This is a genomic window from Methylobacterium sp. JK268, from assembly GCF_054052225.1.
The window spans coordinates 132,649-148,194 of record NZ_JBSVZN010000004.1 but is presented as its reverse complement, the minus strand read 5'-3'; the positions used below and the strand labels follow the sequence as shown (position 1 = coordinate 148,194).

Below are 15,546 nucleotides of genomic sequence, written 5' to 3'. Positions count from 1 at the left end.
GCAGTGTTCGACGAAGCCGATGCCGGTTCGTCGCAGACCATGCGGCAAAAACAAAAGCCTCGATCTCAGCCGATGTCGCCGGCGTATTTCTGCACCAGCGCCCAGGCCTCGGGTCCGAACTTCTCGCGCCACTGGCCGTAGAACTTCGTGGCGCGCAGGGCCGCCTGGAAGGCGCCCGGGTCGACGCTGTTGAAGGCGAGGCCCTTGCTCTCCAGGTCCTTCTGCAGGCTGACATTCGCCTTCGCGATGTCGTCGCGCTCCAAGAGGGCGGCGGCGTTGAAGTGCTTGGCCATGACCTGCTGCACGTCGGCCGGGATGCCGCGCCAGACGCGGCCGTTCGCCATCAGCCAGAACCCGTCCCAGGCGTGGTTGGTGAGGGAGCAGTACTTCTGCACCTCGTAGAACTTGGCGAAGTTGATCAGCGCCAGCGGGTTCTCCTGGCCGTCGGCGATGCGGGTCTGCAGTGCCGAATAGGCCTCGCTCAGGGGGATGCTCACCGGCGCGGCGCCGAGCGCCGCGAACATCGACACCCAGAGTGGCACGACCGGCACGCGGATCTTGAACCCCTTGAGGTCGGCCGGCGTCTCGATCGGCCGCGTGCTGGTGGTGATCTGCCGGAAGCCGTTGTCCCAGGTCGCCTGGAACGGGACGAGGTTGGTCTTCTCGATGGCGCGCCGGATGTAGTTGCCGACCTCGCCGTCCATGGCGGCCCAGACCTTGTCGTAGCTCGTGAAGGCGAAGCCGAGCCCGGTCAGGGAGGTGGCCGGCACGAGGGTGGACACCACGGTGCCCGGGAAGGTCGCCAATTCGAGGGCGCCGGAGCGGATCTGGGACAGCATGTCCGAGTCGCTGCCGAGCTGGTTCGACGGGAACAGGGCGATCTCGACGGCGCCGCCCGTCTCCTGGGCGATCGCCGCGATGGCCTCCTTCAGCCGGACGTTCACCGGGTGCGCGACGGGGAGGTCGGTGCCGAGCTTGAGGCTCAGCTTCGCCCCCTGCGCCAGGGCGGGGCACCCGACGGGGCACCCGATGGTGCCGATGGCCGCCGCCGAGAGGCCGGACGCGAGCAGGCGCCGCCGACTGAGACCCGTCATCGTTTCGCTCCCTGTGCTGAATTCCCGCCGCCTCAACCGGCGAAGCCGGTCTGCGAATTTGAATTCGGAATTCGAATGTTGAATTCGCTATTGCACGAACCCGCGCTTTGCGCAACACGCCATCGTGTGAGTGCGTGGTGAGAGGGGTCCGGCGATGGCCGGTGGGACACAGGGCCGGGCGAGCGCGACGCGCCACCGGCTGGTCGAGCAGGTCTACGAGGCCATCTTCAGCGAGATCACCGAGGGGCGGCTGGCGCCGAACGCGCGCCTGATCCAGGACGAACTGGCGGAGGCCTACGGCGTCTCGCGCCAGCCGGTCCAGCAGGCGCTGCTGCTTCTGCGCAATCACGGCATCGTGCGCGACGCCCCCCGTCGAGGGCTGGTGGTGGCGCCGCTGGAAGCCTCCTTCGTGCGCAACTTCTACGAGGTCAGGGGCGTGCTGGAGGGGCTGACGAGCCGGCTCGCGGCCGAGCGCGGCGCCGCGCGCGCCGGGCGCGAGGGGCCGGCCCTGATCGCGGCGGGGCGGGAGGCCGCGGCGAGCCCGTCCGTCTCCCGGCTCATCGCGGCGGACATCGCCTTTCACCGCTTCCTGGGAGAGATCTCCGGAAACCCGATCATCGTCGAGACGGTGGCGCCGCACTTCAACCACCTGCAGCGGATCATGGGCGAGGTTCTGCGCGAGGACGAGGCGATGCCCCGCCGCATCTGGGACGAGCACGCCGCCATCCTGGAGGCCGTCGCGGCCGGGGAGGGGGAGCGGGCCGACCGGCTCTCGCAGCAGCACATCGCCCGCGCCGCCACCGTCTTCGTCGCCCGCCTTCAGGCGCAGGAGGAGGCCACGGCCGAGGACAGCCGGCGCCGCCTCGTCCGCCGCTGAGCCCTGGGCTGCCCCTCAAACGCCTTGCAATCCGCTTGTCACCGGATTATCTAGCCGATCAACAGTTCTGTTCGCGGTCGATGAGGCTGCGGTGCGGGAGTGGGCCCCCCGGGGTCCGCTCTTTTTTATTGCCGCGAGCCGGGGCGAGCGCGACCGGAACCGGACTTGACCATCCGGACGGCACGGCAAGGACTGATGACCGACGCCCCAGACATCCGCGCGACCGAGCCGGTCGAGAAGCGGCTCATCACCGAGACCGGCGTCGCGGCCCGCGTGGCGCAGATCGTCGAACCCTCGATCGAGGGGCTCGGCTTCCGCCTCGTGCGGGTGCGCGTCTCCGGCCAGAACGGCTGCACGGTCCAGATCATGGCCGAGCGGCCGGACGGCACCATGACGGTGGAGGATTGCGAGGCGGTCAGCCGCACGATCTCGCCGCTCCTCGACGTCGACGACCCGATCGGGCGCGCCTACCACCTGGAGATCTCCTCGCCGGGGATCGACCGGCCGCTGGTGCGCGCCGGGGACTTCGCCCGCTGGGCGGGCCACGAGGCGAAGGTGGAGCTCGGCCTGCCGCTGGACGGGCGCAAGCGCTTTCGCGGCATCATCCGGGCGCCCGAGGGCGACACGGTCCGGATCGAACTCGCCGACGTCAAGGAGGGGCTGCCGGACGCCTACGACCTGCGGCTGGCCGATATCGGCGAGGCGCATCTCGTTCTCACCGACGCCCTGATCCGCGAATCCCTGCGCCGCGGCGGCCCCACCGAGGCTTCCGAGGAGGAGGGGGACGAGGACGCGCCGCCGGCCGCCTCCTGACCGCTCCGCACCCACCCATCCGCGCCGCGAGGCGCACAGTCACAGCGTAGAGGGACAAGAACGCCATGGCCGTCGTCAGCGCCAACCGACTCGAACTCCTGCAGATCGCCGACGCCGTCGCCCGCGAGAAGGTCATCGACCGCTCGATCGTCATCGGCGCCATGGAGGAGGCGATCGCCAAGGCCGCCCGCTCGCGCTACGGCGCCGAGACGGACGTCCACGCGGAGATCGACTCGCGCACCGGCGCCCTGCGGCTCTCCCGGCACCTGCTCGTGGTCGAGCAGGTGGAGAACGACGCCCGCGAGATCGACCTCGAGACCGCGCGGCGCCACAACCCGGCGGCGCAGATCGGCGACGTCATCGCCGACACCCTGCCGCCTTTCGATTTCGGCCGCGTCGCCGCCCAGTCGGCCAAGCAGGTCATCGTCCAGAAGGTCCGGGACGCCGAGCGCGACCGCCAGTACGAGGAGTACAAGGACCGCATCGGCGAGATCGTCAACGGCCTCGTCAAGCGCGTCGAGTACGGCAACACCATCGTGGACCTCGGTCGCGGCGAGGGCATCGTGCGCCGCGACGAGTCGATCCCGCGCGAGACCTTCCGGCCGGGCGACCGCATCCGCGCCTACCTGTTCGACGTGCGCCGCGAGGTGCGCGGGCCGCAGATCTTCCTCTCGCGCTCCCACCCGCAATTCATGGCGAAGCTCTTCGCCCAGGAGGTGCCGGAGATTTACGACGGCATCGTCGAGGTGAAGGCGGTGGCCCGCGACCCCGGCTCGCGCGCCAAGATCGCGGTGATCTCCCGCGATTCCTCCATAGACCCGGTCGGCGCCTGCGTCGGCATGCGCGGCTCGCGCGTGCAGGCGGTGGTCGGCGAGTTGCAGGGCGAGAAGATCGACATCATCCCGTGGTCGCAGGACCAGGCGACCTTCATCGTGAACGCGCTGCAGCCTGCCGAGGTGGTCAAGGTCGTGCTCGACGAGGAGGCCGACCGCATCGAGGTGGTGGTGCCCGACGACCAGCTCTCCCTGGCGATCGGCCGCCGCGGCCAGAACGTGCGGCTCGCCTCGCAGCTCACCGGCTGGGACATCGACATCCTGACCGAGGCCGAGGAATCGGAGCGGCGCCAGAAGGAGTTCGTGGAGCGCACCAACGCCTTCATGGAGGCCCTCGACGTGGACGAGACGGTGGGCCAGCTCCTCGCCGCCGAGGGTTTCCGCTCGGTGGAGGAGATCGCCTTCGTGGAGCCCGCCGACATCGCCAACATCCAGGGCCTCGACGAGGATACGGGCGCCGAGATCCAGGAGCGCGCCCGCGAGTACCTGGCCCGGATCGAGGCGGAGAACGACGCCCGGCGCCGGGAACTCGGCGTCGAGGACGAGCTGCGCGAGATCGACGGCATCACGACGCCGATGCTGGTGGCGCTCGGCCAGAACGAGGTGCGGACGATCGAGGACCTCGCCGGCTGCGCCACCGACGACCTCGTCGGCTACACGGAGGGGCGCGGCGCCGAGGCGGTCCGCCACGCGGGCTACCTCGACGGGTTCGACCTCTCGCGCGCCGAGGCCGAGGCGATGATCGTCGCGGCCCGCGTGCGCGCCGGCTGGATCGAGGCGCCCGAGGAGGAGGCCCCCGCCGAGGACGAGGAGGAGGCCCTGGAGGAGACCGAGGGTCAGCCGACCTGATCGGAGGCGGCGCGCCCGGATCCTCCCCCTCGCCGGGGGAGGGTGGTCGCTCTCGAAGTTGACGCTCACGGTTCAAGGTCGAGCGCGTTTCCCCTCTCCCACCCGGGAGAGGGGATCCCGTTCTCCGCCTCCATCATTCCATTCCCAGCACCCATGCTCCCGATGCAGCAGGACACCGCCCCGGCCGCCGACGATCTCCCGCCCGACATCCTCGATGCCGGGATCGGGCGCGGGCGCGCGCAGGCGGAGCGGACCTGCCTCGTCACCCGCAAGGCCCAGAACCCGTCGGGCCTGATCCGCTTCGCCCTGTCCCCCGACGGGACCGTGGTCCCGGACCTGAAGGCCCGGCTCCCGGGGCGCGGCGCCTGGGTGACGGCCACCCGGGCGAGCGTCGCCGAGGCCCTGCGCAAGCGCCTGTTCCAGCGGGCCTTCAAGGGCAAGGCGTCGAATGTGCCGCCCGATCTCGCGGACGTGATCGAGGCGGGCCTGCGCGCCGACCTCCGGCAGGCGCTGGCGATGGCCAACAAGGCGGGCTGCGTCACCACGGGCTTCACCAAGGTGGAGAGCGCCATCGGGTCCCGCGAGGGCGTCGCCGCCCTTCTGCATGCCAGCGACGCCAGCCCGGACGGCCGCCGCAAGCTCGCCCAGGCATTGCGCCGCCGCTACGGTGATGCCATATGCGAGATCCCGGTGGTGGATGACCTGTCCGGCGCAGAATTGGACATGGCCTTGGGCCGGGATCATGTGATACACGCTGCCCTCGCCGCGGGGGCCGGCACGGCCGGCTTGCTCGCGCGTTGGCGTCGGCTCCGCCGTTTCCGCGGTGCGGAGGCCGCGCCCGGGGATGTCGGAGTGGCGCCGCACGGCGACGCCGACGCGGCCCTCCCGGACGACGTCCAGGCGACGGAACGAGATCGTGACCGGTCCCCGGAAGGCCGGTGATGGAATGAATGGGATCGGCCCCTCCCGGGCGCGTTCCCGGGATGCAGAGGTGGGAGGCGGCCTCCGGGAGGCCGGATCCCGGGACGATGAGAACCCCCAGGATCTGAACTGAATGAGTGAGACGAAGAATCCGGGCGACAAGACGCTGCATGGTGGCTCCGCGAAGACGCTCTCGGTGAAGCGTCCTGTCGAGCAGGGCATCGTGCGCCAGAGCTTCTCCCACGGCCGCTCGAAGTCGGTCGTGGTCGAGACGGTGAAGCGTCGCGTCATCGGTGCCCCGCAGGCGCCGGCCGCCCCGAAGGAGACCGCCCCGGCGCCGGCCCCGAGCCGGCCTGCCGCGAGCGCTCCCGCGCCGCGCTCCGCCGAGCCGCGTCAGGCGCCGGCCCGCTCGGGCGTCGTGCTGCGCACGCTGAGCGATCAGGAGCAGAGCGCCCGCATGGCCGCGCTGCAGGATGCCCGCCGCCGCGAGGAGGACGAGCGCCGCCGCGCCGCCGACGAGGCCCGCCGCCGGGCCGAGCGCGAGGCCGCCGAGATCCGCGAGCGCGAGGCCGGCGAGGCCCGCAAGCGCGAGGAAGAGGAGCGCCGCCGCCAGGAGGAGGCCCGCAAGCGCCGGGCCGCCGAGGAGGCGGAGCGCCGCATGAGCGAGGAGGCGGCCCGCGCCGCCGCCGCCGCGCAGGTGGTGGCGCCGAGCGCCCCCCAGGGCGCGGCGCCCGCCGCCCCTGCGCCGGCCGCTCAGCCGGCCGCCCCGGCTCAGCCCCGTCCGGCCGCCGCCGCCCCGGCCCGCCCGGCCGCTGCCGCGCGCCCCGCCGGTGCTGCGGGGGCCGCCGCGCGCCCCGCGCTGCGTCCGGCCGCGCCGGCCGAGCCGCGCCGCGTGATCACCGCGGATACGCGCAAGCCCCGCGACCTCAACTTCATGGCCCGTCCGGCGCCGAAGCCGCCCGAGCCCCCGAAGCCCGAGCCGAAGCCCGCCGCCGCGAGCGCCCAGCCCGCCGCCGGGGCGACGCCGGCACGGACCGCGCCCGCGGGCCGCGCTCCGGCGACGGCGGCCGAGGAGGAGGCCGACACCAAGCGGGTGATCCGGCGGCCCGGCATGCCGCTCAAGATCATCACGCCGCCCAAGACGCCGAAGACGGCGGGCGCCGAGCGCAACCGCGGCCGGCTCACCATCGCCAACGCGACCTCGGGCGAGGACGAGCGGACCCGGTCGCTCGCGGCCTTCCGCCGCCGCACCCAGCGCCTCACCGGCCATCGCCAGATGGAGCAGAAGGAGAAGCTGGCGCGCGAGGTGGTCATCCCCGAGACGATCACCATCCAGGAACTCGCCAACCGCATGAGCGAGCGGGCGGTGGATGTCATCCGCCTGTTGATGAAGCAGGGCCAGATCCACAAGATCACCGACGTGATCGACTCGGACTCGGCCCAGCTGATCGCCGAGGAACTCGGCCACACGGTGCGCCGCGTGGCGGAGTCCGACGTCGAGGAGGGTCTGTTCGACGCGCCCGACGAGGACGACGACACCCTGCCGCGTCCGCCGGTCGTGACCATCATGGGCCACGTCGACCACGGCAAGACCTCGCTGCTCGACGCGGTCCGCAACGCCAACGTCGTCGAGGGCGAGGCGGGTGGCATTACCCAGCACATCGGCGCCTACCAGGTGACCTCGCCGTCCGGCGGCAAGATCACCTTCATCGACACCCCCGGCCACGCGGCCTTCACCTCCATGCGCGCCCGCGGCGCCAAGGTGACGGACATCGTCGTGCTGGTAGTGGCGGCCGATGACGGCGTCATGCCCCAGACGATCGAGGCGATCTCGCACGCCAAGGCGGCCGAGGTGCCGCTGGTCGTGGCGATCAACAAGATCGACAAGCCCGACGCCAACCCGCAGCGGGTGCGCACCGAACTCCTCCAGCACAACGTGCAGGTGGAATCGATGGGCGGCGAGACCCTCGAGTTCGAGGTCTCGGCCAAGACCCGGCAGGGCCTCGACGAGCTGCTGGAGGGCCTCGCCCTCCAGGCGGAGATCCTGAACCTGCGCGCCAACCCCGACCGCTCGGCGGAGGGCACGGTGATCGAGGCGAAGCTCGATCGCGGCCGCGGCCCGGTCGCGACCGTGCTCGTCGCCCGCGGCACGCTGCACACCGGCGACATCGTGGTGGCCGGCGCCGAGTGGGGCCGCGTGCGCGCCCTGATCGACGACAGCGGCCGCAGCGTCAGGGAGGCGGGCCCGGCGGTCCCCGTCGAGGTACTGGGCTTCAACGGCACGCCGGAGGCGGGCGACCGCGTCGCGGTGGTCGAGAACGAGGCCCGCGCCCGCGAGGTCACCGAGTACCGTGCCCGCGTGAAGCGCGAGCGCGCCGCCGCGGCGGGCGCCGCCTCGGGCCGGTCGCTCATGGACATGATGCGCGACCTCAAGGAGGGGGCCGGCCGCAAGGAGTTCGCGCTCGTCGTCAAGGGCGACGTGCAGGGCTCGGTGGAGGCCATCGCGGGCGCCCTCGACAAGCTCGGCAACGACGAGGTCGCGGCGCGCATCCTGCACACCGGCGTCGGCGGCATCACCGAATCCGACATCACCCTCGCCCAGGCGTCGGGCGCGGTGGTGATCGGCTTCAACGTCCGCGCCCACAAGGAGGCCCGCGAGGCCGCCGAGCGCGCGGGCGTCGAGATCCGCTACTACAACATCATCTACGACCTCGTGGATGACGTGAAGGCGGCGATGTCCGGCCTGCTCCCGCCGACGCTCCGCGAGGAGCGCCTGGGCGAGGCGCGGATCCTCGAGATCTTCAACGTCTCGAAGGTCGGCAAGATCGCGGGCTGCCGCGTCGAGGACGGCCGCGTCGAGCGCGGCGCCCATGTCCGGCTCATCCGCGACAACGTCGTGGTGCACGAGGGCAAGCTCTCGCAGCTCAAGCGCTTCAAGGACGACGCCAAGGAGGTGTCGGCCGGTCAGGAATGCGGCATGGCGTTCGAGAACTACCAGGACATGCGCGTCCGGGACGTGATCGAGTGCTACATCGTCCACGAGGAGCGTCGGACGCTCTGATCCTCGCCTGATGCCGTTCGGCCGCCTCGCCGGGCGGCCACCCTTTCCCACGAGCCCGGGGCGCCCGCCGCCTCGGGCTCGTCGGTTCAGGCCCCGAGGCGTCACCCCTGGCCGGGCGCGGCCCGGCCGGGATCCCCGGCCCGGTCCCAGCCCGGAAGACGACACGATGCGCAAGCCAAACGACACCGCCGGACCCTCGCAGCGCCAGCAGCGCGTGGCCGAGCTCGTCCGCCACGCCATCGCCGAGGTGCTCGGCCGCGGCGACATTCAGGATCCGGTGCTGACGCGCCACGTCATCACCGTGCCGGAGGTCCGCATGTCGCCGGACCTGAAGCACGCGACCGCCTTCGTGATGCCGCTCGGCGGCCAGGACGAGGCGCCGGTGCTGGAGGCGCTGGAGCGCAACCGCAAGGTGCTCCGGCAGGAGGTGGCCCGCCGCGTGAACCTCAAATTCGCGCCCGAGCTGCGCTTCCGGCGCGACGAGACCTTCGACGAGGCGGCGCGGATCGACCGCCTGCTGCGCAGCGACAAGGTTCAGCGGGACCTCGAACCCGAGCGGGACGTCGAGCCCGAGGCAGGGACGGACCACTAGAGCATTTTCCGACGAAGTGGATCCCGGTTCGTCGCAGAAAATGCGTTAAAATCAAAGACCTAGAGCAGTTTCCGATTGCAGCGTGATCGGATACTGCTCTAGGAGAGGCGCCGGTCGGGCCGGGCCGGAGCCTGTTCCGGATCGCGGCCTTGGTCGATGGCGGGTCCGTCTGGCGTCCCGAGAGGCTCGCGGCGATGATGCGCCGGCGCTTCGGCGCCGGGCGTGCAGTACTCGAACCCGGAGCGGGTCTCGCGCGCCGATGCGGGAGCAGCCTGCTCCAGCTTGCCGCGCCGACGAAACGGCGGGTCACCAAAGCGATTATCGACGATGGGGAGCGGCCGGCCGGCGGATATCGGTCGCGCTGCCTGCTTTTCTGGGACGGGGACCGATGATGCACGAGGACCAGGCTGCCGGAACGGTTTCGGCTGCACCGCGCGAGGCGCGGCCGCCCCGCGGCCGCGGGCGCCCGCAGGGCGAGCGTCCCAAGCGCCGCGAGATCAGCGGCTGGGTCATCCTCGACAAGGGCGTCGGCATGACCTCGACCCACGCGGTCGCGGCGGTGAAGCGCGCCCTCAACGCCAAGAAGGCGGGGCACGCCGGCACACTCGATCCGCTCGCCTCCGGCATCCTGCCGATCGCGCTCGGCGAGGCGACGAAGACCGTTCCCTTCGTGATGGACGGCCGCAAGGCCTACGTCTTCACGGTGACCTGGGGCACCGAGACCGACACGGACGACGCGGAGGGACGGCCGGTCGGCACCTCCGACCAGCGTCCGACCCGGGAGGCCGTCGAGGCGGTGCTGCCGCGCTTCGTCGGGGCGATCGAGCAGGTGCCGCCGCGCTACTCCGCGATCAAGATCCAGGGCGAGCGCGCCTACGACCTCGCCCGCGACGGCGAGGTGGTCGACCTCGTGGCCCGGCCGGTCCAGATCGATCGCCTGGCGATCGTCGCCCACACGGAGGAGCGCACGATCATCGAGGCCGAGTGCGGCAAGGGCACCTACGTGCGGGCGATCGCCCGCGACCTCGGCCGGGCGCTGGGCTGCCTCGGCCACGTCTCGGCCCTGCGCCGCACCCGGGTCGGCCCCTTCACGGAGGACCAGTCCTGCACGGTCGGGGCGCTGGAGGCCGCCCAGGGCGAGGACCTGCCGGCGGTGCTGCGACCGGTGGAGACCGCCCTCGACGCCGTCCCCTGCGTGCCGGTCTCGCGGGACATGGCCCTGCGGCTGATGCGCGGCCAGTCCGTGATCCTGCGCGGGCGCGACGCGCCGATCGGGGGCAAGGCCTACGCCACCTGCAACGGCATCCTCGTGGCCGTGGGGGACGTGGAGCGGGGCGAATTGGTGCCGCACCGGGTGTTCCACCTCGGCGGCACGGCCCCGACGCCGCGCCATGGCTGATCTGCCCCCCGACGACCCGCGGGTCCTGTGGACCGACGACGTCCTGCGCTACCGCGACACGGACGCCAACGGCCACGTCAACAACGCGGTCTTCGCGGGCTTCTGCGAGAGCGGGCGGGTGCTGTTCTTCGCCACCCACCTCGCCCCGGTGGTGCCGGCGGGCGTCGCTCTCGTCATCGCGCGGTTCGTGATCGACTTCCGCGGCGAGCTGCACTTCCCGGGCCGGGTCCGCACCGCGACCTGGCTGGCCCGCCTCGGGCGCAGTTCCCTCGGCTTCCGCAACCGCATCCTCTGCGACGACCGTCTCGTCGGCGAGGCGGAGGCGAGTTGCGTGATGATCGATTCCGCCACCCGCCGGCCGCGTGCGCTCGACGGCGCGGCGCGGGAGGCGACGGAGCGGCTGGTCGTCGAGGTCGGCTGACGCCGCCTCCCTCGGCCGGACCGTCCAAGCAAGTCCCCCATGTCCGCGTGCACGTGGCGTCGAGGGCATGCGATCCGGAGCCGCTACGTGTCTCTCACAAAACTCCCGATCACCGTCGCCGCTCGCCGTGGCGCCTCCAGCGCGACGGGAGTTTTGTGAGGTGCACTAAGTCTCCGCTCAGTCTGACGCATCACCGGCTGTGAGCGCGGACCTGCGCCCTTCGACAGGGCGTGGCCGCATCACCGACGCGAGGATCGACCCGCCATGCACGCGGACGACAAAGCAGCACTGAGCAAGGTACCGGCCGTCACTCTCGGCTTCTGGGTCGTCAAGATCCTCGCGACGACTCTGGGCGAGACGGGTGGCGACACCGTCACGATGACGCTCGACTGGGGCTACCTGGCAGGAACGGCGCTGTTCGCAATCGTCCTCGTCGCCCTGGTCGTCGCCCAGATCCTGGCGAAGCGGTTCCACCCGGCCCTGTACTGGGCGACCATCGTCGCCTCGACCACCTTCGGCACGACCATGGCCGACTTCGCCGACCGCTCCCTCGGGATCGGCTATACCGGCGGCTCGAGCCTCTTGCTCGCCTGCCTCGCGGCCGTGCTCGGGATCTGGTACGCCACCGAGGGCACGATCTCGGTGAACACGGTCTCGACCCCGCGCGTCGAGGCCTTCTACTGGGCGGCCATCACCGTCTCGCAGACCCTCGGCACGGCGCTCGGCGACTGGCTCGCCGACACCGGCGGTCTCGGCTACGAGGGGGGCGCCGTCGTCTTCGCCGTCGCGCTCGCCGCCGTCGTGCTCCTGTACTACCGGACGGAGGTCTCGCGGGTCGCCCTGTTCTGGGCGGCTTTCATCCTGACCCGGCCGCTCGGGGCGACGGTCGGCGACTTCCTCGACAAGCCCGTCAGTCAGGGCGGCCTGAACCTCAGCCGGCCGCTGGCCTCGGCCGTGATCGCGGCCTGCATCATCGCCCTGATCGTGCTCCTGCCCCAGCGCGCGGGCGAGCATCCCCAGACGACGGTGGCGAAGCCCTGAACCTGGACAGGCGTCCTTTCACGGCATCGCGGGGCCGCCCGCGGCGGGTGGGGAATGGGTCAGGGCGTCTCGCGCCGCCGGGAGCCGCACGGTCGCCACGAGGCCGCGCGGGCCGTCCGTCCGATTCGCGAGCGCGACCGACCCGCCGCAGGCATCCGCGATGCTCCGGACGATGGAGAGGCCGAGGCCGGTGCCGCCGCCATCGACCTGGCGGCCCCGGACGAACGGGTCGAAGATGCGGTCGAGGTCCGCCTCGGGGATGCCGGGACCGGTATCCGTCACCCGGAGGACCGCGTCGGCTCCGTCCCGGAAAACCTCGACGTCGATCGGCCCGCCGCACGGCGCGTGGCGGAGAGCGTTGTCGACGAGGTTGCGGATCATGACCCGCAGGCTGGTCGGATCGGCCACCACCCGCGCGGTCTCGATCCGGCCGAAACCCAGGTCCATCGCGCGCTCGAAGGCAGCCGGCATCAGGTCAGCAACCGCCTCCCGTGCGGCCCAATCGAGGTCGGTGACGGGGGCCGTGCGCGACGGGCCGGCCTCGTAGCGGGCGAGGGAGAGGAGCTGTTCCAACAGGTGGGCGACCCGCCGGATGCCGCCGCGGAGCGCGGCCAGGCGCTCCGCGGCCTCCGGAGACAGGCCGAGGCGGGACAGGTTGTCGGCCTGGACGGTGAGCGCCGTGACCGGGGTTCTCAACTCGTGCGCCGCGTCCGCCACGAAGCGGCGGCGCTGCTCGAACATCTGCCCGACCCGGCCGAGGAGACGGTTGATGGCTTCGACGAAGGGGCGGATCTCGTCGGGGACCTCCCCGGCCGGAAGGGTGCGCAGGTCGCCCGTCGCCCGTGCGTCGAGACGGGCCGCCAGGACCGACAAGGGCCTGAAACTCGCCTGGATGATCATGCCGATGAGCAGGAGCAGGCAGGGCACCAGCATCAGGACGGGCACGAGCGTCTGGAGGAGCGTGTCCCTGATCCGCTCGTCCCGGCTCGCCGTCGACTGGCCGATCCCGACCCGGCCGCCGTCCGGGCGCGTGCGGACGAGAAGCCGCCATGCCTCGCCGCCATGCCGGACCGTCGAGATCCCGTCGGGGATGTCGGACGCGACCCCTTCGAGAGGCGAACCGCGCCGAGCGGCCCCCAGCGTCTCGATGACGACGCGAAACTCGGGTTCGTCCCGGTCGTCGGTCCAATCGATGGTCGATGCGCCCGCATGGACGGCGAACTGGCCGACCTGGCGCAGCACGGCGTCCTGGAGCTCCGTGGCTTCCTCGACGGCGCGACGGTACGCGAGCAGGCCGAACCCGACGTTCGTCCCCACGACGAGCACCGAGAGCCCAACGAACAGGCGAGCCCGGACGGAGCGCATCACGCGGGCCGGTCCACCATCCAGCCGACCCCGCGGACGTTGCGGATCACCGCGTTCCCGAGCTTGCGGCGCACGGAGTGGATCAGGAACTCGACGGCGTTGCTCTCGACCTCCTCGTTCCAGCCGTAGATGCGCCCCTCCAGATCTTGCCGCGACAGGATGGTGCCGGGGCGGTGCATGAGGGCCTGCAGGCAGGCGAATTCCCGCCTGGTAGGGCGGCAGGTGACCCCGCCGTTGTGCTCCTAGAGGGTTGATGGGTCGAGGCTGACGATGCCGTTGTCGAGCAGCGGCGCCGCGGCGGCCCGCGGCCGCCGCAGGACCGCCCTCATCCGGGCCAGCAACTCGCGCGGCTCGAATGGCTTCGTGACGTAGTCGTCGGCGCCGACGTCGAGGCCCCCGACGCGGTCCTCCACGCCGTCCCGGGCGGTGACGATGATGACCGGCATGGCCGCTCGGCCCGCGCGCAGGCGGCGCAGCACGTCGATCCCGTCGGTGTCGGGCAGGCCGAGGTCGAGGAGGGCGATGTCGTAGGTTTCCGTCGCAACGGCCGCCTCGGCGGCGGCGGCGTCCCGCACCCAGTCGACCGCGTAGGCCGCGTCCCGCAGCGCCTGCTGGAGCGCGGCCCCGATCATCCTGTCGTCCTCGACGAGGAGAACCCGCATCGTCCGATCCGACCCGTCGCCGCCCGGTGCGGCGTATCCCCGACGATCCCGGATGACCGGGGGCGGTTGCAAGCCGTCTCAGCCCATGGCGTTGATGGTCTGCAGGAGGTCGGCGAGCGCGGCCTTGCAGGCCGCGGCGTCCGGCGGCGCGGCCCGCAGCGCCTCCAGCGCGCGGTCGATGGCCTTGTCGACCTTGTGCCAGTCCGCGGCCGCCCGGGGCTTCAGGCCGGCCTCGGCCTCGTCCCACTGGGTCTCCAGGTCCTTGATCCGGGCCTTGGCGGCCGCGAGGTACCCCTTGTCGACGAGCGTCTGGGTGTCGACCGCGATGGCCTTGAACCGGCCGAGGTCGCCCAGCTTCGAGGCAGCGGCATGCGCGGTGCCGACCACGGGCCCGTCACCCCATCCTGCCGCTTGCAGCGACAGGGCCGTGAAGGCCAGGGCCGCGGCGGTGCAGGCGATGGTCTTGAACGTCATGGGTCGCTCTCCTCTCAAGCCGGTGTTCGCTTCCGGTCACCGAGGACCGTCTGCCTGCCGGGACTTAGCCATCGCTTAGAGGCGAACCGGGCCGGTCCGCCCGCAGCCCGGGATCCGCTCCTGGTCGGGACCGCACGCCGGGGTGTCGTGCGGCCTCGTCCCGTGAGGCGGTGCGCCCCTCCGCAGGGTCAGGCCCGCTGGGCGGGGCGCGCGCCGGCGGCCGGCGCCGCGTTCAAGGTCACGATGGTGACCAAGGCGATGATCACGCCGAGGAAGACGAGGCTGGTGACGACGGTGCCGAAGCCCAGGCCGCCGTATTCCCGGGACTGCGAGAGCAGGTCCCCGAGGGCGGCGCCGAGGGGGCGGGTCAGGATGTACGCGACCCAGAAGGCGAGGACGGCGTTGGCTCCGAGGCGATGGGCGAGGGCCACCGCGGCGATCAGCACGCCGAACGCGACGACGCCCCAATTGAATCCGAGCCCCAGCGCCTCCGTGGCGAGGTCGCCCGCCGCCGTACCCAGGGCGAAGGTGAGCAGGATGGCGAGCCAGTAGAAGCTTTCGCGCCTGCGGGTCACGATGGTGTGGATCGACAGCGTGCGCTCGACTGCGAACCAGAGCCCGAAGACCGCTGCGAGCGCGACGGCGAAGGCCGCTGTGCTGGCGTAGAGGCTGACCTCCAGCTTGTCGGTCAGGAAGTCGGTCAGTTGCGTACCGACGATGCTGACCAGCACCACGGTGAGCCAGTAGATCCAGGGCACGTAGCGGCGCGTGCGGAGCTGGAGGGCCAGCGCGGCCGCTAGCAACGCCACCATGATTCCACCTGTCATCGCGGTTCCCAGGCCGACATGGACGGCGAGGTAGTCGGCGCCGGTCTCGCCGACCGTGGTCGACATCACCTTGATGAGCCAGAAGATCAGCGTGACCTCCGGGACCTTGTTCAGCATGCGCTCGGAAGCGCTCACGGCTGCCGTCATCGCCATCCCTCCCTGCGTCGGCACAGGACCCAGGATCACGGGAACGACTTAGGGGTGGCTTAGAGGCGATCGGGATCGGCATTCGCCTGAGCCGTTGGCGGGCGCGCCGGCTCACCCCCGTTCTCCTCCGCCCCGCGATTGCGCGACAGACCCCGCGACCGGATGGTCGC

At 71.8% G+C, this 15,546-nt stretch carries 13 protein-coding genes and 2 pseudogenes; 9 read left to right on the top strand and 6 right to left on the bottom strand.

What is annotated here, in order from left to right:
- Nucleotides 1–65 precede the first annotated feature (65 nt).
- Complete coding sequence (locus ACW9J6_RS06280; protein WP_457115587.1) at nucleotides 66–1,094, bottom strand: TRAP transporter substrate-binding protein; 1,029 nt, start codon at nucleotides 1,092–1,094, stop codon at nucleotides 66–68.
- Nucleotides 1,095–1,248: 154 nt separating this feature from the next.
- On the opposite strand from ACW9J6_RS06280, the gene ACW9J6_RS06275 reads away from it, so the two are divergent.
- The 9 genes and pseudogenes from ACW9J6_RS06275 to ACW9J6_RS06235 all read left to right on the top strand — a co-directional run bounded on the left by ACW9J6_RS06275 (nucleotide 1,249) and on the right by ACW9J6_RS06235 (nucleotide 11,901).
- Entirely contained in the window at nucleotides 1,249–1,971 is a 723-nt protein-coding gene (locus tag ACW9J6_RS06275) for a GntR family transcriptional regulator (RefSeq protein ID WP_457115586.1), read from the top strand.
- Between the two features lie 195 nt (nucleotides 1,972–2,166).
- Nucleotides 2,167–2,763 (top strand): annotated as a pseudogene (gene rimP / locus ACW9J6_RS06270) (ribosome maturation factor RimP); the annotation flags it as partial.
- 86 nt (nucleotides 2,764–2,849) lie between these two features.
- Nucleotides 2,850–4,466 carry a transcription termination factor NusA gene (nusA, locus tag ACW9J6_RS06265; protein WP_457115585.1) on the top strand — a complete coding sequence of 539 codons (1,617 nt, stop codon included), beginning with the start codon at nucleotides 2,850–2,852 and terminating at the stop codon, nucleotides 4,464–4,466.
- 162 nt (nucleotides 4,467–4,628) lie between these two features.
- Complete coding sequence (locus ACW9J6_RS06260) at nucleotides 4,629–5,408, top strand: RNA-binding protein (RefSeq protein WP_457115584.1); 780 nt, start codon at nucleotides 4,629–4,631, stop codon at nucleotides 5,406–5,408.
- 112 nt (nucleotides 5,409–5,520) lie between these two features.
- Nucleotides 5,521–8,448 carry a translation initiation factor IF-2 gene (gene infB, locus ACW9J6_RS06255; RefSeq protein ID WP_457115583.1) on the top strand — a complete coding sequence of 976 codons (2,928 nt, stop codon included), beginning with the start codon at nucleotides 5,521–5,523 and terminating at the stop codon, nucleotides 8,446–8,448.
- A 166-nt stretch (nucleotides 8,449–8,614) separates the two neighbouring features.
- Nucleotides 8,615–9,040, top strand: coding sequence for a 30S ribosome-binding factor RbfA (gene rbfA, locus ACW9J6_RS06250; RefSeq protein ID WP_457115582.1), 426 nt, complete (start codon nucleotides 8,615–8,617; stop codon nucleotides 9,038–9,040).
- A gap of 388 nt (nucleotides 9,041–9,428) precedes the next feature.
- Nucleotides 9,429–10,439: a tRNA pseudouridine(55) synthase TruB gene (gene truB / locus ACW9J6_RS06245; protein WP_457115581.1), complete on the top strand. Its 1,011-nt coding sequence runs from the start codon at nucleotides 9,429–9,431 to the stop codon at nucleotides 10,437–10,439.
- The gene (locus ACW9J6_RS06240) at nucleotides 10,432–10,860 is read left to right on the top strand and encodes an acyl-CoA thioesterase (RefSeq protein ID WP_457115580.1); all 429 of its coding nucleotides are present in this window, start codon (nucleotides 10,432–10,434) and stop codon (nucleotides 10,858–10,860) included. Before truB ends, ACW9J6_RS06240 begins: the two co-directional genes overlap by 8 nt.
- Nucleotides 10,861–11,124: 264 nt before the next feature.
- Nucleotides 11,125–11,901 (top strand): COG4705 family protein, encoded by a 777-nt coding sequence (locus tag ACW9J6_RS06235; protein ID WP_457115579.1) that lies wholly within the window; start codon nucleotides 11,125–11,127, stop codon nucleotides 11,899–11,901.
- A gap of 18 nt (nucleotides 11,902–11,919) precedes the next feature.
- Here ACW9J6_RS06235 and ACW9J6_RS06230 read toward each other — a convergent pair whose 3' ends face one another.
- The 5 genes and pseudogenes from ACW9J6_RS06230 to ACW9J6_RS06210 form a co-directional block, all read right to left on the bottom strand.
- On the bottom strand, nucleotides 11,920–13,266 hold the full coding sequence (locus ACW9J6_RS06230; RefSeq protein WP_457115765.1) for a sensor histidine kinase: 1,347 nt from the start codon (nucleotides 13,264–13,266) through the stop codon (nucleotides 11,920–11,922).
- On the bottom strand, nucleotides 13,266–13,445 hold the full coding sequence (locus ACW9J6_RS06225; RefSeq protein ID WP_457115578.1) for a winged helix-turn-helix domain-containing protein: 180 nt from the start codon (nucleotides 13,443–13,445) through the stop codon (nucleotides 13,266–13,268). Before ACW9J6_RS06225 ends, ACW9J6_RS06230 begins: the two co-directional genes overlap by 1 nt.
- Nucleotides 13,446–13,574: 129 nt before the next feature.
- Nucleotides 13,575–13,928, bottom strand: a pseudogene (locus ACW9J6_RS06220) (response regulator); the annotation flags it as partial.
- Nucleotides 13,929–14,006: 78 nt separating this feature from the next.
- The gene (locus tag ACW9J6_RS06215) at nucleotides 14,007–14,402 is read right to left on the bottom strand and encodes a hypothetical protein (protein ID WP_457115577.1); all 396 of its coding nucleotides are present in this window, start codon (nucleotides 14,400–14,402) and stop codon (nucleotides 14,007–14,009) included.
- A 188-nt stretch (nucleotides 14,403–14,590) separates the two neighbouring features.
- Nucleotides 14,591–15,376: a COG4705 family protein gene (locus ACW9J6_RS06210; RefSeq protein WP_457115576.1), complete on the bottom strand. Its 786-nt coding sequence runs from the start codon at nucleotides 15,374–15,376 to the stop codon at nucleotides 14,591–14,593.
- Nucleotides 15,377–15,546: the final 170 nt, after the last annotated feature.